The following is a 19444-nucleotide window of genomic DNA, read 5'->3' on the forward strand; positions in this document are numbered from 1 at the left end:
CGAGCGCAGCGATCGGCCGCTCCGAGATGATGTTTCCGACATGGTCTTCATGTTCGCTCAGGGTCTCGCCAAGATCGCCCAGCGCGGCCTTGATCTGGTCCGCGAGGGCTTCCGCGTGGGTTTTCGAGGCGTCGAGGATTCCGTCGCTCGTGGTGTTGAGCAGGCGCGATACCTCGGCTTTGAGCGCCTGTAGTTCGTCTTTCAGCTCGCTTTGGTCGAACATTGGCCTTGCCGTTGTTGCATGCTCCAAATGAAACTTTAGGCGAGCGGCCGATTCTCCCACTTGATTTGCGTCAAGAGCGCGGCGCAACCGGTTCCAGTTTTGAGGCAGGTCAAGTTGGACGCCGTGCCAAAGCATAGAGATAGCCACTGCATTGAAGAGGAACACAAATCTTGACTTCTCCCCCTCTGTTAACGGCCACGCCATCCGGCGGTGTGCTTGAGCTGCGTCCAGGCGGGGCCTGGATTGCGGCCAATGCGGCGACCCTGGAGGTGCTTTCCAGTTCGATCACCGGGCAGCTTGACCGGGCGAAGGCGGTGAAACTGGATATGGCCGGGCTGCGCGAGCTCGATACGCTCGGAGCGTGGTTGCTCGAGAAAATATCGCGGCGCGCGGCCGCTTCCGGCCATCCTGCCGAAATTGTCGGCGTCGCCGACAATTATGCCGGCCTGATCGACGAGATCCGCCAGGTCAATCGTCACAATCCCGCGCCGGTGACGCCGCTCAGCCCGGTCGTGGCCAGGGTGAACGAAATCGGCCGCGCCACGGTCGGGGCCAGGGAAGACGTTGCGGTATTCCTGCAAATGGTGGGCGCACTCTTTTTCGCACTGGTCGGCGCGCTGCGCCGGCCAAGGTCGCTGCGGCTGACATCACTGATTTATCAGCTCTACAGGGTCGGCTGGCAGGCGATCCCGATCATGGTGCTGATCACCTTCCTGATCGGCGCCATCATCGCGCAGCAGGGCTTCTTTCATTTCCGGAAATTCGGCGCCGATTCCTACGTCGTCGACATGGTCGGCATCCTGGTGTTGCGCGAACTCGGCGTGCTGATCGTCGCGATCATGGTCGCGGGCCGCTCGGGGAGTGCCTACACCGCCGAGCTTGGCTCGATGAAGATGCGCGAGGAAATCGACGCGCTGTCGACCATGGGCCTCGACCCGGTCGCAGTCCTGATCCTGCCCCGCATCATTGCGCTGGTTTTCGCGCTGCCGATCCTGAGCTTCATCGGATCGATGGCAGCACTTTATGGAGGCGGGCTGGTGGCGCAGTTTTACGGCGACATGGGCCCGGCGATCTATATCGCGCGCCTGCATGACGCGGTGTCCGTGACCAGCTTCAAGGTCGGCATCATCAAGGCGCCGTTCATGGCACTGGCGATCGGCATCGTCGCCTGCAGCGAGGGCCTGCGCGTGAAGGGAAGCGCCGAGTCGCTCGGCAAGCAGACCACCACATCGGTGGTGAAATCGATCTTCCTGGTGATCGTGCTCGACGGGCTGTTTGCCGTGTTTTTTGCATCGATCGGAATGTGACGATGCGCGAACAAGCATCTCCTCCGGAGTTCGCCATACGCGTCAAGGACCTCGTGGTTGGCTTCGGCCGGCAGGTCGTGATCGATCACCTGTCGCTCGATGTCCGCCGCGGCGAGATTCTCGGCCTGGTCGGTGCGTCCGGCGGCGGCAAGACGGTGTTGATGCGAACCATCATCGGGCTCATTCCGCGGCGAAGCGGGGAGATCGAGGTCATGGGCGTTGCGATCGGGCGCAGCGAGGATCGCAGCACCCAGAATGCCGCCGGACGATGGGGCATCCTGTTCCAGCAGGGCGCGCTGTTTTCGTCGCTTACCGTGCGGCAGAATATCCAGTTCCCCTTGCGCGAGAATCTGACGTTGTCGCAGGCGCTGATGGACGAGATCGCCATCGCCAAGCTCGAAATGGTCGGCTTGTCGCCGGAGGATGCCGAAAAGTTTCCTTCCGAACTGTCGGGAGGCATGACCAAGCGCGTCGCGCTGGCCCGCGCGCTCGCGCTTGACCCTGCGATCGTGTTTCTCGACGAACCGACCTCGGGTCTCGACCCGATCGCGGCCGGCGATTTCGACGCGCTGATCAAGACGTTGCAAGAGACACTGGGGCTGACGGTGTTCATGGTGACCCATGATCTCGCCAGCATGTATACCGAGTGCGATCGCGTCGCGGCGCTGGCGGACGGCAAGATCGTCGCCATCGGACCGATGCACGAACTTCTTCAATCCGAGCATCCCTGGGTGCGGGCCTATTTCCACGGCAAGCGCTCCCAGATGCTGCAACCCAAAGCGAGCTAAAGAGATGGAAACCCGCGCTCCCTTCGTCGTTGTCGGCGCCTTCGTGCTGGCGACCATGGTCGCCGTATTCGGCTTCGTGTACTGGCTTCACAACACCGGCGGGCTTGGTCCGCGCAAGATCTATCATGTCCAGTTCGACGGCTCGGTGCCTGGGCTTCTGATCGGAGCCGGCGTGCTGTTCAACGGTATTCGCGTCGGCGAAGTGACGGACCTTGGTCTCGCGCCGGACAGCCCGCGCCGCGTCAACGCGACGATCTCGGTCGCCTCCAATACGCCGGTGCGGGCCGACACCAAGGTCGGACTGGATTTCCAGGGCCTGACCGGCGTTCCCGTGATCGCGCTGGAGGGTGGCACGCAGGTCTCGAACGTGGGCGAGGTGCCGACGCTGATTGCCGAAGCCGGCGCAGGCCAGAGCATGACACAGGCCGCCCGCGATGCGCTGCGCAAGGTCGATTCCGTGCTCAGCGAGAACTCTCAGCCGTTGAAAGACACGATCGCCAATTTCAAGGTCTTCTCGGAAGGGCTGGCGCGCAATACCCCAAAACTCGACAGCATCCTCGCCGGCGTCGAAAAGATGACGGGCGGTGGCCCGCCGGCGCAAAAGATCACCTTTGATTTGCGGGCGGCGCAGGGTTTTGCCGCTCCGGTGAAGGCCATCAAGGGACAATTGGCGATCCCGGAGCCGACAGCAGTTGCCATGCTCGAGACGCAGCGCATGCTGTTCTCGCCGGTCAAGGATTATCCGGATTTTGCCGAGTTCCTCTGGGCTGACAGCATTCCGAAGCTGCTGCAGGCAAGGCTGATCGAGAGCTTCGAAAATTACGATATCGCCCATGCGCCTTTGCGCGCCTCGGATGTCGGTCAGGCCGATTTCCAGCTTCTGCTCGATGTCCGGCATTTCCAGGTTGGCGTGGATTCGCAATCGTCGGCCGAAATCGCGCTATCGGCTCGAATTGTCGACAAGAACGGGAAAGTCGTCGCGTCGCGTCTGTTCGAGCAAAACCAGAAGTTCGACAGCGTCGAGCCGCCGGCAGCCGTCGCGGCCTTCAATGATGCATTCGGCCGGATCGCGAAGGATATCATCGCCTGGACCGTGCAGGCGCTGTAGCCGCCCTTGCGAAGAATTTATTCGAGGGTTTTCAGGTAGGACAGCAGATCGTGGATCTGGTTGGGGGTGAGCTCGGAGGACGGCATCGCGGCATGGCCGGCATAGATGCCCTCCGCGAGCGCTTCGCCGAGCGTTTCGATGGGGTAGCGCAAATGCAGGGTTCGGAATGGCGGCGCGGTCTTGAGCCGGCTATTTGCCACCCGGTCGACCGCATGGCACCGCGCACAGTGGGAGACCGCGTACGCCTTGCCGCGCTGTTCCGCCGGCGAGGCAGCCAGGGCCGGTGTCAGGGCAAGCAGCGTAACGAAGCTTTGGCGCAGGGCGAATCGCAGCATTGCTGACCGGGCGTCTTTCATTGGCATACCGACAGGTTTGTTAATATTGCGCCGAAGGCGGCGATCGCTTGATCTGCATCAACCGGGATATCGGCGATTGGTTAAAATGCAGCCAGTCCGCGGGCCCAACGCGCAACAAGATCGTAGCGGTGTGGCTCATCCTGGAGTGATGCATGACCATGTCTCTGGTGACAGGCGAGCCGAACGGGCATCCCTGTACCGAATGCGCGATACGCCGGCTCAGCGTTTGCGCAGCGCTCGATAATGCCGAACTGCGCGAGCTGGCGCATTTGGGACGCCATGTCCATTTCGCGGCCTGCGAGACCGTGTTCGCCCAGGAGGAGATAACGAGCTCATTCTACAACCTGCTGGAGGGCGTCATGCGGCTTTACAAGCTGCTGCCGGACGGCCGGCGGCAGATTGTCGGATTTGCGCTGCCAGGCGATTTTCTGGGATTGGCGGCCTCGGCCCGTCACAACTTCTCTGCCGACGCGATCGGAAGTGCGATGCTTTGCCAGTTCTCCAAATCCGCGTTTGCGCGATTTAGCGAGGACAGGCCGGACCTGTTGCGCCGAATCAATGAATTGGCGGTTCGCGAACTGAGCCAGGCTCAGGACCACATGGTCCTGCTCGGACGGCGTTCGGCGGAGGAAAAAGTCGCGACCTTCCTGGTCGGCTGGCGCGATCGATTGGTTCGGGTCAGCGGTCCATCGCAGCGGGTACCCCTGCCCATGAGCCGGCAGGACATCGCCGATTACCTCGGCCTGACCATTGAAACGGTCAGCCGGACCTTCACCAAGCTCGAGCGCGACGGGGTGATCGAGATCATGCCCGGCAGCATCGGCCTGCTGGATCCGGCGCGCGCCGAGGCCCTCGCCGCCGCGTGAGGGAAGCGGCTGATGCTGCTCCCCGAAAGCTGCCTGATTTGATCCGCATCAAAGACCGCCCGTCCTGCGTCGAGGATAAATCACTCCAGTTCAAAGGGAGGACACGATGCCGTTCGGTTCGATGGTGATGAGTGCTGCGGTGGTAGCCATGTTTTTGGTATTTGCGGGCGCGGTCGCCTGGGGTGACTATCAAACGCGGCCGGAGCGTCTCAAGCCGCCTTCCCAAGAGCGCTGAGATTCCTCAATCTCTCCGCGTGGTGCGTCAGCGCGCGGCCGCGTGCAGGAGAGATTGACGGACCTAACAAACACAACTCTTGATAGCCATTTGTCTCAATCGCTCGGTCCCGAAAACTCTCCGTCCGGCACCGGGGAAGTGACGGCGTGATCTTCCGCTAATCTGGAATGATAGGTAAAATCCCATCGACATCCGGCCTTTGCGTGCTCTGCTCGAATATGATGGTAGGATGATCATCTTCCGGAGCCGCCTATTGCCGGCTCCGCCTCTGGAGATGGGATTGGCGTGCCTCAGGACAAGACGGGTGAATCCCGGCAATTGCCGAGCAACAAGTTGGCGGTGCTGCGCAAGCACCCGATTTTCTGCGATCTCGATCCCGAGGCATTCGACCAGCTTTGCCGCTATGCCAAACACGCGACGCTGAAGCGGGGATCGACGATCTTCTCCAAGGGAGATCCCGGCAACAGCCTGGTTGCGGTAATCAGCGGCACCGTGAAGATCAGCATCTCCTCGGCCGCCGGCCGCAGCGCGATCTTGAATCTGATCGGGCCCGGCGAGATTTTCGGCGAGGTCGCACTGCTCGATGGCTTGGCCCGGACCGCAGATGCCACGGCAAACACCAACTGCGAGATTTCCGTGATCGATCGCCGTGAGTTTCTTCCCTTCGTGCGAAGTCAGCCGGCGCTGGCGATGAAATTCATCGAGCTGCTCTGCGCGCGCCTGCGATGGACCAGCGACCAGGTCGAACAGGTCATTCTTCAGGATCTGCCGGGTCGGCTGGCCAGCGCGCTGATCCGGTTGACCGAGCGGCACAAGCTCGCGCCGGGCGGCCGCACCATCGCCATCACCCAGCAGGAAATCAGCGAGATGGTCGGCATGACTCGTGAAAGCATCAACAAGCAGTTGCGGGTCTGGGCGGCACGCAACTGGGTTCGTCTCGAACACGGCGCCATCGTGGTGCTGGATGCCGAGCCGCTTCAGGCGCTCGCAGGAGCGGCCGGCGAAGATAATTAACAAGTCATTAAGGCGCGGATTTGCGCGCGCCGTTCCATGTGAAGCAGCTCACATTCGTTTGGCGTGCCATGCGCTAAGCCATGCCCGGGGTATGTCCACCTAATGGAGGCAACCATGCATGGTTCGCTCGACAAATCTGGCAACAACGAAGACAGCACTTACCGGCGATGGGGCCTCGGATTTCTGGCCTTGCCCGCGCTTCTCGCTGTAACGCTCATTGGGCTGGCGATTATGCAGCCGGCGGCGTCCAACTGGATATCGGAAGCGGTGCAGGCGGAAGTCGCAGGCATCAGCTTGATGCCCGAGGCCGCGCCAACGCAACTCGCGCGACCGGACATGGAAATTCGAACCGTCAGAGCCTATTGACCGAGACTGGATTCGAAACCGGTCTCAGAGATAGCCTTCGCCGGCTTCCGCGGCAAAACGGCCCGGATCGCCTTCCCAGACGATCCGCGCATGCTCCAGCACATAGACCCGGTCGGCGTGCGGAAGCGCGAAGGTCACGTTCTGCTCGCCCAGCAACACGGTGATCGGCGTGGTCTGGCGCAGCCGCTCCAGCGCCTTGGACAATTGTTCGAGAATGACCGGGGCCAGGCCCAGCGTCGGTTCGTCTAGGATCAGAATCTTGGGCTGCATCATCAGCGCGCGGCCGATCGCCAGCATCTGCTGTTCGCCACCGGACAGCGTCTGCGCCATCTGGCCCTGGCGATCCTTCAGGATGGGAAACAGTTCGAACAGCCACGCGAGCTGTTTGTCCCTGGCCTCGTCGGTCAAATGCTGGCCGCCGAGATCGAGATTTTCGCGCACGCTCATCTCGCCGAACAATTCGCGTGATTCCGGGCATTGCACGATCCCGCTCCGCGCGATGCGTGCCGGGCTGACGTTGCGCAGCTTTTCGCCGTCGCGGATGATGTCGCCGGTATAGGGCAGGAAGCCGGAGATGGTATTGAACAGCGTGGTCTTGCCGGCGCCATTGAGCCCTACCACCGAGACGAACTCGCCCTGATGAACATGGATTGAAACATTCTCGAGCGCCTGGGCCTTGCCATAGAACACGCTGACGTTCTCGACCTGCAGCAGCGGCACCTTGTCCTTGAAGCTGGTCTCCGGGCGGGCCGACGTCTCGATCGCGCCACCGAGATAGACGCGGCGCACCGTCTCGTTGCGCATCACCTCATCGGCGCGCCCGGTGACGATTTCTTCGCCGAGATACATCGCCAGCACGCGATCCACCAGTGCCGCGACGCTCTTGACGTTGTGGTCCACCAATAGCACCGCACGACCCTCGTCGCGGAAGCTGCGGATCAGTTCGGAGAAGGTGCCGACTTCGCCCAGCGTCAGCCCGGCGAAGGGCTCGTCGACCAGCACCACCTTGGGATCCCGGGCGATCGCCTTGGCAAGTTCAAGCCGGCGCAGGTCCGCGAACGGCAAGGTCGGCGGACGGCGATCCATCACCGCGCCGAGGCCGACGCGGTTGGCGATCCATTTGGCGCGTTCGGTCAGCGCCTTGTCCGCAAACAGCATGAACAGGCTGTCCGGCAACAGCGCGACCATGATGTTTTCCAGAACGGTCTGCCGGTTCAGCGGCCGAGAGTGCTGAAACACCATGCCAAAACCCTTGCGGGCGATCTTGTGCGCGGGCAGGCCGGCGACGTTTTCACCCTGGAAGATGACTTCGCCCGCGCTCGGGCGCTCGATGCCCATGATCGCCTTCATCGCGGTCGACTTGCCGGAGCCGTTCGGGCCGATCAGACCGAAGATCTCGCCGGCGCGCAGATCGAAGCTGAGTTGCTTGACCGCGGTGAGGCCGCCGAAGCGCTTGGTGAGGCCGCGGACTTCGAGAACCGGCGGGTTGTTGCTGGTCGCGTCCATCACGAGCGCGCCCCATGCGACAGGGCCGCGCCGAGGAAGCCGTTGGGGAAGAACAGGATCACCAGCAACGCGACGGTTGATACAATGAAGGTCGCGAGTTCCCCGGTAGGCCGGAGGAACTCGCCGGCGACGATCAGGAAGATCGCGCCCAGCGCGGCACCGAGAACGGTGCGCCTTCCGCCAAGCACGGCCGCGACGATCACCTGCACGCCGACGGCGATATCGACCACGGTCCCGACCGATGCGGTGCCGAAATAGAACACCAGCAGCGCGCCCGACAGCCCGGAGAAAAACGCGCTGACGACGAAGGCGGCCAGCTTGTGCTTGACGATGTTGAAGCCAAGCGCGCCGGCCTGGATCGGGTCCTGCCCGCTGGCCTGCAGCACCAGGCCGATCGGCGACTGCGACAGCCCGTACAGGATGATGGCGCTGATGGTCATGAAACCGAGCGCGATCCAGTAGTTGACGCCGGCGTCGATTGAAATCACGTCGGGAATGGTCAGGCCGATTTCGCCGCCGGTGAGATCGGCGAACACCACGATGAAGTTTTGCAGCATCAGGACGGCAACGAGCGTGGTCAGCCCGAAATAGGGACCGCGCACCCGCAAGGCCGGCAGCGCCAGCACAAAGCCTGCGACCACTGCGGCCAGCGCCCCGAGCACGATGCACAGATAGACCGACCAGCCATACTGGTTGTTGAGAATGCCGGCGGTATAGGCGCCGACGCCGATCAGGAAGGTCGGGCCGAAATTCACTTCGCCCGCGAAACCGAACAACAGGTCCCACGACATCGCGAACACGCCGAAATAATAGGCGACCGTCAAGAGGCCGAGCACATAGCCGGAGACATAAAGCGGCAGGGTGGAAGCGATGATGACGACGGCGAGCGATACGAAGAACAGCCGTGATTTGAAGAAATCGCCCATGCCTAGCGCCTCCCAAGCAGGCCTTGCGGCCTGACATACATCACGGCGACCAAAAGCAGCAGCGCCGGAATGGTGCGGTAGGCCGGCGAGATCAGGTAGGCGGTGAGCGTTTCGAGATAGCCGACCACGAAGGCGGCGATCAGCGAACCGGAGACGCTGCCGAGGCCGCCCAGCACCACGATCGAGAACGCGCTCGCGGTGAGCGGTCCGACGCTGTAGGAGGAGACCCCGAGGAACATTCCGAGCAGCACGCCGGCGATGCCGGCAAGGATGCCGTAGATCGCCCAGACCACGACGTAGATGCTCCCGAGTTCAAGTCCGAGCAGCGTGACGCCGCGCGGATTCATCGAGGCGGCCAGCACCGCCTTGCCGGTACGGGTGCGGTTCACCATGAGCCAGAGCAGCGCAATCACCAGGCAGCAGACCACGGCGGTGAATATCTCGTTGCGCGGCGTGCGAACGCCGAGGATGTCGATCACGCCCTCGATGATCGGAAGCACCGTCTTGGCATTGTTGGTGAAGAAATACGCGATCAGTTCCTGAATCATGATCCCCCACAGCAAGGTGCCGGTGAGGACGAAAATTTCCTTTTCCTCGTTGGGAATTCGCGTCGATTTCTGGATCGGCTGCACCACTGCGAAGTAGGTGGCAAAGGCGGCGACCAGCGCCACCGCGACCCCGATCAGCGCGCCGGTATAGGTATCGACATGCAGCACGCTCGCGGCCGCCCATGCCGCCACCGCGGCCAGCACCATGATGGCGCCGTGCGACAGGTTGAGCACGCCGGAGACGCCGAAGATGAGGGTGAAGCCGGTTGCCCCCAAAGCGTATAGCGCGCTGATGGCGAAACCGTCGATCAGGATTTGAAACGCAAGCATTTATGTTGGCCGCGGCAGCACCGCTGCCTCACTTTTGAAAGGTGCGATCACGAAAATGCTCCCGGGCGGGTCCCGGGAGCATGATCGTGCGGAGTTCAGTTCGATGTGACCTTGATGAAGCTTGGGAACTTCAACTGGCCCTTGGCGACTTCCTTCGGCCACACCGCGACCTGCTTGCCGTCCTGCCACTGCAGCATCAAGCCGGTGATCAGGCCCTTGCCGTATTTGATCGAATGGGTGAACGGATCGTCCTTGCCGTAGAACTGGACGCGGCCGATGGTGCCGACCCAGTCGGTCTTTTCCAGCGCGTCGACCAGCTTGTCCGCATCCGTCGAGCCCGCGCGCTTCACGGCATCGGCGATGTAGTAGACTTCGTCATACGCGGTGTAGCCGGCATAGGACGGGAAGTTGCCGAACCTCTTGTTGAACCCATCCGCGAAGGGAACCGATTTCTCCGTTACCGCGACACCGGTACCGGAGACGCCCTGATAGAGCACGCCGTTGGAGGCGTCATTGGTGTCCTTGCCGAAGGTCGAGTTGGTGGCCTGCGAAGAGATTCCGAACATCGGGATCGGAACCTGCTGGTTCTTCCACTGCACGGTCGGCTGCACGCCGACATGTGAGATGCCGGTGATCATCACGTCGGGCTTGGTGCCTTCGATCTTGTTGAAGATCGGCGTGAAGTCGGTGGTGTCGGGCGAGAAGCGGATATGGTCGATCACCTTCAGCCCGATCTTGGGCAGGCATTCCTCGTAGCCGACGTCGAGCGGCTTGGTCCAGGCGGCGTCCTCGCTCATGATGACGGCGGTCTTCATGTTCTTTTGCTCGACCAGCAATTCCTTGGCGGCGTCGCAGACCGAGAGCGCAAGCGCGGCCGAGGTCAGGTAGCCGTGGAAGGTGTATTTGTTCTTCTCGTAGTCGTTGTGGACGCTCTTGCTGATCTCGTTGGACGCAGCACCCGGCGTGATGAAGGGCGTCTTCAGGCGCGAGGCCCATGGCTCCAGCGCCAGCACCACTTCGCTGATATAGCTGGCGATGACGATGTTGACCTTGTCCTCGTTGACCGCGCGCTGGAACGCGCGAACGGAATCGGCCGACGAGGAGTGGTTGTCATAGGTGACGATTTCGATCTTGCGTCCATCGACGCCGCCCTTGGCGTTGATTTCGTCGGCGGCCATCTGGGCGGCCTGCGGGATCGACGCTCCGGCAATCGCCTGCGCTTCCGCGATGACGCCGATCTTGATCGGGTCCGCGGCCAGCGCCTGACCGGATGCTGTTGCCAGCAGGCCGAGGGCCGTCGCGCCGAGAAGCCCTGGAAATGACCGGAAAACGCGTGGCAGGGATGTTTTTGTCATATCGTTTCTCTCCACTTGACTGGCATTTTCTGCCTTGGGGTTATTCTAGCCTCGCCTGCGCCCCCAGCAAGCGAAACCGTACCGTAAATCCCGGTGATCGTGAGACTAAAGTAGATGGTAAAGCCTGGGAGAGTCCATTAACTGCCGAAACCCGCTCGGCCTGCGACGATCGGCAGCACGAAGCCTCCGCAATATCCGCGTGCATCGGTCGCCGTGTACTCGCTGGCAACGCGTTTCAGTCCGGCCGGCAGCCTCATGCGTCGATGATCGCGACCGCCCGCGTCCAGCCGGCCGAGGCGCGCTCGATCTTGACCGGAAAGCAGGACACGGTGAAACCGGTCGAGGGCAGAAGCTCCAGATTGTGCAACTTTTCGATGTGGCAATAGCCGATGTGGCGCCCGGCCTTGTGGCCTTCCCAGATCAGGCTGGCGTCCCTGGTCTCGGCGTACTTCCTCGCGGTATAGACGAACGGCGCGTCCCAGCTCCAGCCGTCGATGCCGGTCAGCCGCACGCCGCGCTCGAGCAGGTACATCGTTGCCTCGTAGCCCATACCGCAACCCGAGTTGACGAAGTCCGGCCGGCCGTATTTCGCGCCGGCGCTGGTATTGACCACGACGATCTCCAGCGGCGAGAGCGTGTGGCCGATGCGCTTGAGTTCGGCCTCGACATCCCCGGCGGTGGCGACATAGCCGTCGGGAAAGTGACGGAAGTCCAGCTTGACGCCGGGCTGCAGGCACCATTCCAGCGGCACCTCGTCGATGGTCCATGCCCGCTCGCCGCGATTCATGGTCGGATGATAATGATAGGGCGCATCGAGATGGGTGCCGTTGTGGGTCGAGAGCTGCACTGTCTCCATCGCCCAACCCTGGCCGTCCGGCAGATCTTCGGCCTTGAGGCCTTCAAAGAAGCCCAGCATCCGCGGCAGGCTTTGCTGGTGATCATGGTACTGAATGGCCGGATGGAGGCCCGGCGGATCGGCCGGCACGTCATTTTGCAGCGGTACGGAAATGTCGATCAGCTTTCGCGCCATGGCGCTCCCTCACGTGGTCTTGTCTGGTCGGGGCATTGTGAATGCCAGGCGCCATCGGCTGTCAAGCTGCGCCGGCAGGGCCCGTGGCGGGCTGAACAGGCAGATCATGACCGACGAGATCGCGCCGGGTCGAGAAGAGCCAACGGCGGAATTTCGCCGTTCACAGTTGCAGGCGATCGGGATAAACTTGGATGTCGTCCGGGGGCGACGTCATGAAATTACCACGCCGTCGATTTCTGCATCTGGCCGCCACCACAGTCGCTCTGCCGGCGGTCGCGCGCCTTGCATGGGCGCAAAGCTATCCGTCGCGGCCGGTGCGCTTGATCGTCGGCTTTACCGCCGGTGGAGGCAGCGACATCCTCGCGCGCTTGACGGGGCAGGGACTGTCCGAGCGCGTCGGGCAGCCATTCGTCATTGAAAACCGGACTGGTGCTGGCAGCAATATCGCCACAGAGTTGGTCGTGAATGCGCCCGCGAACGGCCATACCCTCCTGCTGGCGACGACTGCCAATGCCGTCAATGCGACCCTCTACGATAAGCTCAATTTCAATTTCATCCGCGACATTGCGCCGATCGCTGGGCTTCTTCGCGCCCCCAATGTCATGCTGGTCCATCCATCGGTCCCGGCCCGGGCCGTTCCCGAGTTCATTGCCTACGCCGTGGCCAATCCGGCCAAGGTCAACATGGGATCCGGCGGCAACGGAGGCCCGGTTCACATGGCCGGTGAATTGTTCAAGATGATGGCCGCTGTCAATCTGGCGCACGTGCCCTATCGCGGAGAGGCGCTTGCGCTGACTGATCTGCTTGGTGGACAGGTGCAGGTGGTGTTCGGCAGCATACCCTCGTCCATCGGGTACATCAGAGGCGGCACATTGCGGCCGCTCGCCGTAACCACGGCGACCCGCTCGGAGATGCTGCCCGACGTTCCGCCGATGGCCGACTTCGTGCCGGGTTACGAGATGAGCACGTGGTACGGCATTGGTGCACCGAAGAACACACCGGCCGAAGTGATCCGCAAGCTCAATTTTGAGATCAATGCTGTTCTCGGCAACCCCGGGTTCAAGGCGCGGCTGGCCGATCTAAGCGGCACAGTGCTCGGAGGTTCGCCATCCGATCTGGCAAAGCTCGTCGGAGACGAAACCGAGAAGTGGGCCAAGGTAGTCAAATTCGCGGGCATCACGCCGATCTGACGTCGTCCCGGCTGCCAACGCTCTGAATTGCCACACGAGGAAAAATCGAGGAACCTTTCCGCGCGGGTCGCGCCGGATTGAACTAAACGCAATGGCAGCGCCGGCTACGCCAGCGTAACCATTCCGGCCCAGAACTGCTGTTTTTTCGTGCTCGCCTCGATCTCGTATTTGCGCGCGAAGGTGAGCTTGCCGTCGCCGCCGATGCGGTACATGACGATGGCGGCGGGAAGCGTGGTGATGTCCTTGCCCTCGCGCATTAGCATCGGCCAGACCGACGCGGCAACCAGGATCCGCACCGCTGGATCGATCCCGAAGGTGCGCAGGTAATTGGCGTGTCCGTCGGCGTTCTGGATCAGCGTCGGCTCACCGGTGTTCTGATCGATCGCGAAGACCGCGACCGAATTCTCGCCGCCCGAAAACACCTGCTTGCCCTCGAACTCGGTCAACCACCAGGCGCGGTTGGTGAGATAGACAAAGCGCCCGTCGGGACTGACATGGATCGGACCGGCTGCCTGCCGCAGTTTCGATGCGGGGTCGCTGAGCGTGCCCTTGATGTACAGCGGCTCGCGCGAAAGGCCGGTCGCGGCATCGCGCCTGTAGACGTAGAGCTGGTTCTGGCTCTCGACCGAGACGTAAACCCAGGGCTGCGTCGGGTGGAAGTCGAGATGCCGCGGCCCGAAATGCATGCCGTCGCCGGGCTGGATCGCCGCGAGGTTAGTGAGCACGCCGTCCTTGAAACCGAAGATCTTGATCGAGCCGGGATCGACCGGGTTGTCGGTCGGCGCGTTGTTGCCGCGTGTCACCAGAATGACGTGGCTGTTGTCCGGCGTTACGCGGATCTGGTGGGCGAATTTTCCGGTATCGAGCGCATCGGGCTGGCGGACGCGTTCGCCGAGCGTGCCATCGGCGTTGATGCGATGCACGGTCAGACCGGAGGGATCGTTGTAGGCGGTGAGGAGATACTGACCGGATAGGTCGACGCTGGCATGGATCGGGCGCGAGGGCAGCCTCACGGTCTCGCCATGCGGCGTCAGCGCGCCGGACGAGGGGTCGATCCTGAAGGCGTCAGCGGCATGTTTGTCGCCGGCCGTGCCCGACGAACTGGGGCCGCCATTGCTGGAGACGACGTAGAGATACCGCTTCGACGGGTGCGGCCAGGCATATTGGATATTGGCCGGTGCCGATACCGTGCCCTGCCTGACGAGCGCGGCATCGTCGACGTCAACGCTGTAAAACGTCAGCTCCGCTCCGACGGCGGAATAGAATACGTGCGTTGCCGCGGAATTCTGCGCGAACGATGCTGTGGGGGCGGCGATGGTGCCGGCAAGGAGCGTGGTGAACGTGCGACGGTCGACCATGGTTTCCCCTCTTTTCTGATTGTCGGTGGCGACTGCCTCGGCTCGTCAGGCAGGCCAGGCGCGATCGTTGACGTCCCGCCGAGCCCTGTGATGATCACAGAATGGCCAACGGATCAATATTCACGTCAGCTTGAAGCGCGCGCCCATGAACCGTTGCCAACGCGGGGCCACCATCGATCGGGCGCGACGGGGCTCGTTGCCGCCGTTTTTCGCATGTGGGCCTGGGAAAAACCCGGCGGAGGATAGCCGTTGCAGGGGGGTATGCGGCGAAATTGGCGCCGTTCCGCGGGTGGGCCGCCATTCGGCACCGCGGCCGCGCTGGGTCCGGATGGCCGATGCGGCAGCCAGGGCGCAGCCGCATGCTTAACGAATTTTAAAGAATCAGCGCTACAGACCAAGGCAGCTTCATCTGAAGATCGGTCCGACAGCATGACTGAGCCTGATGACTTGACTAGCGAGATAAACGCCCTGAAAGCCCTGCAGAGGGACGCCTGGCGCGAGCTCGCCAGCCCGAGTCTCACGATCTTCGATCGCCGCGAGATTCGAAGCCGGGTCCGGCAGAGCGAGCCCGAATTGCGGACCTACCTGAAAATGATGTCGGAACGCCTGCGCTTTCGGCCGCGGCCGGTGGAAGCGGTCGGCGACAGCCTCGCCAATATCGACTTCCGGCTCCTGGCCGGAAGCTGACACCGGCATCTAAAGCGTTTTCACGCGAAGCATGCCCTCGGACTTGATCCGGGGGTGGAGACCGGTTCGCGTCAAGAAAACGCGTCAAATCAAGAATCTAGAGCCCCGTTTCGATTCAATCGAAACGGAAAGGGCTCTAGAACTCGAAAACGTCGGCGCTTCGCCGCGCCAGGTCGTGCAGATCAGCCAGGGTTCCGCGAACCGCGTTGCAGCGGCGGCAATGGATTTTGGTAAGCTCCGGCTCGCCGGCTAGAACAATTGCCTTGATCGCCAGGCTCCCGCAGGCTTCGCAGACGATCTTCAGCCCGGGCCGTTGCTGACAATGATGCTGGTCGAGGTCCATTTGCTGCCATTCAGCCAATGATCGCCGAAGCAAAATAGCTGAAGGTTCCGAGCCTGAAGGCGAACCGCCCGAAGCTCCGCTGCAGGCCGCTCGATGCTACCGCCTCTTCAAGCTGATCCCACAAGTCAGCGAACGGGCGCTTGCGGCCCTGGATATACGGCCCGTACAAAACGTCGCTGCGGCGTTCGTAGAGTTTCGCGGCCAGCGTGGCCGCGAGGAAAACCAGTCCAGGAAATACGATGATTTCGATTGTCATTTCGGCCCCCGCCGTTTGATCCTATGGGGCCTGTGATACGCTTAAAATTTTAAGGTTCGGGTCTTGGACGCGCCTGCAATTGAGCGATCGCGTTAGCGAAGCTTAAACCAAGCTGGCGCCGGGGTCGGACGTCGGGCCACGGCACCGGATGGGCTGCCGCCTGGGTCAAGCCTGTTTTGCCGCGGTGAATGCAATTGCAAGCAGCAGCGATCCGCGAGAGGCCCGGTCTGGCACAACTCACCGCAGCACGTGCCGCGGCAGCCACAGCGACACTTCCGGAAGATAGGTGACGAACATCAGCACCATGAACATCACGGCATAGAACGGCCAGATCTTGCGCATCACCTGTTCGATCGTGACCTTGCCGACCGCGCATCCGACGAACAGGATTGACCCGACCGGCGGATGGCACAGGCCGATGCCGAGGTTGAGCAGCATGATCATCCCGAAGTGCACGGGATCGACGCCGAAGTTCTGCATCACCGGCAACAGGATCGGGGTCGCGATCAGGATCGACGGCGCCATGTCGACCAGCGTGCCGAGCACCAGCAGCAGGATATTGATCAGGAACAGGATGACGTATTTGTTGCTGGAGATCGACAGGAAGAACGCCGTCATCTTCGCCGGCATCTGGGTCAGCGCCATGATGTAGCCGACGCTGGAAGCGCATGCGATCAGCGTCAGCACCATAGCGACCGTGCGCAGTGTCCGGTGCAGCAGGAGCGGCAGCTCGTTCCAGCGATAATCGCGATAGATGAACATCGTCACGAAGAACGCCCAGATGCAGGCGACGGCGCCGGCCTCGATCGCGGTAAAGATGCCGCCGAGAATGCCGCCGAGAATGATGACGAGCGTCACCAGCCCCCAGGCGGCATCGATCGTGATCTTGAGTGCGTCCTTTGCCGGCACGGTCTGGCCATGGGGGTGTTTGTCGCGGTAGGCGATGACAATACAGAGGACAATGAGCGAGAAGCCGAGCAACAGACCCGGAAACACCCCCGCCATGAACAGCGCGCTGATCGAAATCGTGCCGCCGGTCGCCAGCGAGTACAGCACCGCATTGTGGCTCGGCGGCACCAGCAGCGCCTGGACCGAGGAGGTGATGGTGAGATTGGTGGCGAACACGCGCGGATAGCCGGCCTTTTCCATTTGCGGGATCATCACCGAGCCGATCGCGGAGGTGTCGGCGACGGCCGATCCGGAGATGCCGCTCAGGAAGGTGGTCGCCAGCACGTTGACGATGGCAAGGCCGCCGCGCACGCGAGTGAATCCGACCAGGACGTCCGCGAACGCCACCAGACGGCGCGCCATCCCGCCTTCAGCCATGATCGCGCCGGCCAGCACGAAGAACGGAATCGTCAGCATCGCGACCTTGCTGACGCCGTCGGAGATCTTCAGCATCACCGCTTCCAGCGGAATCCCGATCGACCAGGCGCCGGCGATCGCGGCCAGCGCCAACGAATAGGCGATCGGCATGCCGATCAGAAAGCAAATCAGCATGGTTGCAAGCAGGATGAAGATGTCCATGTTGGTCTCTTCCCCGGATCAATCGAACGGCGCGGTTTCGCCGTGCCGAGCGATCGGATCGGACGGGGCTCCAAGAAAAATCCGCTCGATGATGAACAGCAGCAGGCAAACGCCACCGACCGGGATCGGCAGATAGGTGACCCCTACCGACAGGAATGGAAAATCCCCGATCGTATTGTGCCAGGTCACCTCCACCAGCCGCTCGCCCCAGACGATCATGAAAACGGCGATCAGCGCCATCAGGAGCTGGACCACAAGATCGAGCAGGCCGCGAAATCTCGCCGGCAGCTGGTCTGCGAAGTAGGAGACGTTCATGTGCAGGTTAAGCCGGTAGGCGGCGGCGGCGCCGATGAAGGTCAGCACGATGGTCAGCAGAACCGCGAGCGGTTCCGGCCAGGATGCCGCGCTGTTGAGCACATAGCGGGTGAAGACCGCCCAGGGAATGATCGCCGAAATCAGAACCAGCGCGACGCAGCCAACGACCACGCACAGGAGATAGAGCGCATCCATCGCGCGGCGAAATGTGGTTGCCATTGCCTGGGCTCCCCGATTGCCGATCCAAACGACAGGCGCGTGCGGCGGAGGCCACACGCGGCAGGTTTATGCGATGGCCTGGATGCGTTTGATCATGTCCTGGTATTTCGGGCCATATTTATCCCACACCGGTTTGACGGCGTTCTGGAACGGGGTCTTGTCGGCAATCTCGACGATCTGGCAGCCGGCCGCCTTGGCCTTCTCCATCGCCTGCTGCTCGTACTTGTTCCACAGCTCGCGCTCCTCGAACTGCGCCTCGCGGGCGAATTTCTTCAACAAGTTCTGATCGTCGGCCGAAAGGTTGCTCCACGCTCGCTTGGAAAATACCAGAACTTCGGGAATCACGAGATGCTCGGTCAGGGAAAGATATTTGGCCGTCGTAAAGTGATTGCTGAAGACATAGCTTGGCAGGTTGTTCTCGGCGCCGTCGATCACGCCGGTCTGCAACGCGCTGAACACCTGGTCGTAACCCATCGCGACGCCGTTGCCGCCGAGCGCGTTCATCATGTCGATGAAGATCGGATTGCCGATGACGCGGAATTTCAGGCCCTTGACGTCCTCGATCGACTTGATCGGCCGCTTGGTGTTGTAGAGGCTGCGGGCGCCGGAATTCATCCAGCACAACGCGACCAGGCCGGCGTTGGGGCTCGCCGTGATCTTGTCGAGCAGTTCCTGGCCGACCGGCCCGTCCATCATCTTTTCGGCGTGCGCCGTGCTCTTGAACAGGAACGGCATGTTGACGACGTTGATGTCATCGACGATCGGCCCCATCGATCCGACGCTGACCCGCAACAGCTGGATCGCGCCGATCTGCGTCTGTTCGATGGTTTCCTTCTCGCCGCCTAGTTGCATCGACGGATACATCTGGACCGAGAGCCGGCCGTTGGTGGCGTCGGAGAGTTTCTTGCCGAGATTCTCGGTCGCTGCCACGGTCGGATAGCCTGCGGGCTGGACATCGGAAGCCTTGAAGACCTGCTTGGCCTGCGCCCGCGCAGGGGAAACCGGCGCCAGGCTCGTCGTCAGACCCGCCGCTCCAAAGCCGGCGCTCAACTTGATGAAATCGCGACGCTTCATCGCTGTCCTCCCCCGTGTTCGCTGATCGGTCATTGTCTGACCCGTTTTAGGAGAAAGCTCTCCATAAAGTAGTCTAGCATTGCAGGCGGCGAATGGTCGCTGCAATCCGCAAGATCACGAAGCTCAATACGTCCATTGCTGGAGCACCGGGGGCGTGATAGTGAACTTGTACGATGACCCGACAAGACTCGTCAAGCGACCCCTCGAAGGACGCGGCGCAGCGTCAGCGCAGCCAGTTGCTCCGGCCGCTCGGGTCGCCCAGAAGCCTGAGCGCGGAGGTTGTCGATCGGCTGGCCGAACAGATCATTTCCGGCAAATTGCCGGCCGGAGCTAAACTTCCTTCGGAACAGGAGATGATGAGGGGAATGGGCGTGAGCCGGACCGTTGTCCGCGAAGCCGTTGCGGCGCTGCGTGCCCGCGGGCTCGTCATCACGCGGCAAGGGGCCGGGGCGTTCGTCGATCGCGATACCAGCCGGCAACCCTATGTGATCGACTCCGACGGTCTCGGATCCCTCGA

Annotated in this window: 23 protein-coding genes; 10 read left to right on the plus strand and 13 right to left on the minus strand. The window is 62.1% G+C overall.

The window, feature by feature from the left end; all coding sequences use genetic code 11:
• The coding region (locus tag E8A46_RS22845; protein ID WP_291566115.1) for a hypothetical protein at positions 1 to 223 on the minus strand (223 nt) is incomplete at its 3' end.
• A 170-nt stretch (positions 224 to 393) separates the two neighbouring features.
• On the opposite strand from E8A46_RS22845, the gene E8A46_RS22850 reads away from it, so the two are divergent.
• Genes E8A46_RS22850 through E8A46_RS22860 form a run of 3 tightly spaced genes read left to right on the plus strand, consistent with a single transcriptional unit; the run spans position 394 to position 3426 of the window.
• On the plus strand, positions 394 to 1530 hold the full coding sequence (locus tag E8A46_RS22850) for an ABC transporter permease (RefSeq protein WP_291566117.1): 1137 nt from the start codon (positions 394 to 396) through the stop codon (positions 1528 to 1530).
• A gap of 2 nt (positions 1531 to 1532) precedes the next feature.
• The gene (locus tag E8A46_RS22855) at positions 1533 to 2318 is read left to right on the plus strand and encodes an ABC transporter ATP-binding protein (RefSeq protein WP_291566119.1); all 786 of its coding nucleotides are present in this window, start codon (positions 1533 to 1535) and stop codon (positions 2316 to 2318) included.
• Between the two features lie 4 nt (positions 2319 to 2322).
• The gene (locus E8A46_RS22860; RefSeq protein WP_291566121.1) at positions 2323 to 3426 is read left to right on the plus strand and encodes an MlaD family protein; all 1104 of its coding nucleotides are present in this window, start codon (positions 2323 to 2325) and stop codon (positions 3424 to 3426) included.
• Between the two features lie 17 nt (positions 3427 to 3443).
• On the opposite strand, the gene E8A46_RS22865 is transcribed toward E8A46_RS22860, so the two are convergent.
• The gene (locus E8A46_RS22865) at positions 3444 to 3761 is read right to left on the minus strand and encodes a cytochrome c (RefSeq protein WP_291566123.1); all 318 of its coding nucleotides are present in this window, start codon (positions 3759 to 3761) and stop codon (positions 3444 to 3446) included.
• Positions 3762 to 3934: 173 nt separating this feature from the next.
• On the opposite strand from E8A46_RS22865, the gene E8A46_RS22870 reads away from it, so the two are divergent.
• The 4 genes from E8A46_RS22870 to E8A46_RS22885 all read left to right on the plus strand — a co-directional run bounded on the left by E8A46_RS22870 (position 3935) and on the right by E8A46_RS22885 (position 6263).
• Positions 3935 to 4648, plus strand: coding sequence for a helix-turn-helix domain-containing protein (locus E8A46_RS22870; RefSeq protein WP_291566125.1), 714 nt, complete (start codon positions 3935 to 3937; stop codon positions 4646 to 4648).
• 106 nt (positions 4649 to 4754) lie between these two features.
• Entirely contained in the window at positions 4755 to 4883 is a 129-nt protein-coding gene (locus tag E8A46_RS22875) for a hypothetical protein (RefSeq protein ID WP_291566127.1), read from the plus strand.
• A gap of 285 nt (positions 4884 to 5168) precedes the next feature.
• On the plus strand, positions 5169 to 5897 hold the full coding sequence (locus E8A46_RS22880; protein ID WP_291566129.1) for a Crp/Fnr family transcriptional regulator: 729 nt from the start codon (positions 5169 to 5171) through the stop codon (positions 5895 to 5897).
• 114 nt (positions 5898 to 6011) lie between these two features.
• Positions 6012 to 6263 (plus strand): hypothetical protein, encoded by a 252-nt coding sequence (locus tag E8A46_RS22885; RefSeq protein WP_291566132.1) that lies wholly within the window; start codon positions 6012 to 6014, stop codon positions 6261 to 6263.
• Positions 6264 to 6287: 24 nt separating this feature from the next.
• On the opposite strand, the gene E8A46_RS22890 is transcribed toward E8A46_RS22885, so the two are convergent.
• The 5 genes from E8A46_RS22890 to E8A46_RS22910 all read right to left on the minus strand — a co-directional run bounded on the left by E8A46_RS22890 (position 6288) and on the right by E8A46_RS22910 (position 11958).
• Entirely contained in the window at positions 6288 to 7769 is a 1482-nt protein-coding gene (locus E8A46_RS22890) for an ATP-binding cassette domain-containing protein (RefSeq protein WP_291566134.1), read from the minus strand.
• Positions 7769 to 8695 (minus strand): branched-chain amino acid ABC transporter permease, encoded by a 927-nt coding sequence (locus tag E8A46_RS22895; protein ID WP_291566136.1) that lies wholly within the window; start codon positions 8693 to 8695, stop codon positions 7769 to 7771. The genes E8A46_RS22890 and E8A46_RS22895 overlap by 1 nt, the downstream gene beginning before the upstream one ends.
• Before the next feature lie 2 nt (positions 8696 to 8697).
• A complete protein-coding gene (locus tag E8A46_RS22900) occupies positions 8698 to 9573 on the minus strand; it encodes a branched-chain amino acid ABC transporter permease (protein WP_291566138.1) in 876 nt (291 codons plus the stop codon).
• Positions 9574 to 9668: 95 nt separating this feature from the next.
• A complete protein-coding gene (locus E8A46_RS22905) occupies positions 9669 to 10928 on the minus strand; it encodes an ABC transporter substrate-binding protein (RefSeq protein WP_291566140.1) in 1260 nt (419 codons plus the stop codon).
• 253 nt (positions 10929 to 11181) lie between these two features.
• Positions 11182 to 11958, minus strand: coding sequence for a cyclase family protein (locus E8A46_RS22910; protein ID WP_291566142.1), 777 nt, complete (start codon positions 11956 to 11958; stop codon positions 11182 to 11184).
• A gap of 314 nt (positions 11959 to 12272) precedes the next feature.
• Between E8A46_RS22910 and E8A46_RS22915 the strand changes: the two genes are divergently transcribed.
• Positions 12273 to 13148 carry a tripartite tricarboxylate transporter substrate binding protein gene (locus E8A46_RS22915; protein ID WP_291566160.1) on the plus strand — a complete coding sequence of 292 codons (876 nt, stop codon included), beginning with the start codon at positions 12273 to 12275 and terminating at the stop codon, positions 13146 to 13148.
• Positions 13149 to 13252: 104 nt separating this feature from the next.
• Here the strand turns inward: E8A46_RS22915 and E8A46_RS22920 are convergent, their stop codons facing one another.
• The gene (locus E8A46_RS22920; RefSeq protein ID WP_291566144.1) at positions 13253 to 14506 is read right to left on the minus strand and encodes a beta-propeller fold lactonase family protein; all 1254 of its coding nucleotides are present in this window, start codon (positions 14504 to 14506) and stop codon (positions 13253 to 13255) included.
• A 429-nt stretch (positions 14507 to 14935) separates the two neighbouring features.
• On the opposite strand from E8A46_RS22920, the gene E8A46_RS22925 reads away from it, so the two are divergent.
• The gene (locus E8A46_RS22925; RefSeq protein WP_291566146.1) at positions 14936 to 15193 is read left to right on the plus strand and encodes a hypothetical protein; all 258 of its coding nucleotides are present in this window, start codon (positions 14936 to 14938) and stop codon (positions 15191 to 15193) included.
• A gap of 136 nt (positions 15194 to 15329) precedes the next feature.
• Here the strand turns inward: E8A46_RS22925 and E8A46_RS22930 are convergent, their stop codons facing one another.
• From E8A46_RS22930 to E8A46_RS22950, 5 genes are all read right to left on the minus strand, one after another.
• The gene (locus E8A46_RS22930) at positions 15330 to 15536 is read right to left on the minus strand and encodes a hypothetical protein (protein ID WP_291566148.1); all 207 of its coding nucleotides are present in this window, start codon (positions 15534 to 15536) and stop codon (positions 15330 to 15332) included.
• Positions 15537 to 15546: 10 nt separating this feature from the next.
• The gene (locus E8A46_RS22935; RefSeq protein ID WP_291566150.1) at positions 15547 to 15792 is read right to left on the minus strand and encodes a hypothetical protein; all 246 of its coding nucleotides are present in this window, start codon (positions 15790 to 15792) and stop codon (positions 15547 to 15549) included.
• Between the two features lie 237 nt (positions 15793 to 16029).
• On the minus strand, positions 16030 to 17319 hold the full coding sequence (locus E8A46_RS22940; RefSeq protein ID WP_291566152.1) for a TRAP transporter large permease: 1290 nt from the start codon (positions 17317 to 17319) through the stop codon (positions 16030 to 16032).
• An 18-nt stretch (positions 17320 to 17337) separates the two neighbouring features.
• Entirely contained in the window at positions 17338 to 17853 is a 516-nt protein-coding gene (locus E8A46_RS22945) for a TRAP transporter small permease (RefSeq protein WP_291566154.1), read from the minus strand.
• Positions 17854 to 17919: 66 nt separating this feature from the next.
• Entirely contained in the window at positions 17920 to 18927 is a 1008-nt protein-coding gene (locus E8A46_RS22950) for a TRAP transporter substrate-binding protein (RefSeq protein ID WP_291566156.1), read from the minus strand.
• A 173-nt stretch (positions 18928 to 19100) separates the two neighbouring features.
• On the opposite strand from E8A46_RS22950, the gene E8A46_RS22955 reads away from it, so the two are divergent.
• Positions 19101 to 19444 (plus strand): GntR family transcriptional regulator (locus E8A46_RS22955; protein ID WP_291566158.1); only part of this gene is annotated, 344 nt, incomplete at its 3' end.

It is taken from the genome of Bradyrhizobium sp., from assembly GCF_004799445.1.
Taxonomy (GTDB): Bacteria; Pseudomonadota; Alphaproteobacteria; order Rhizobiales; family Xanthobacteraceae; genus Bradyrhizobium.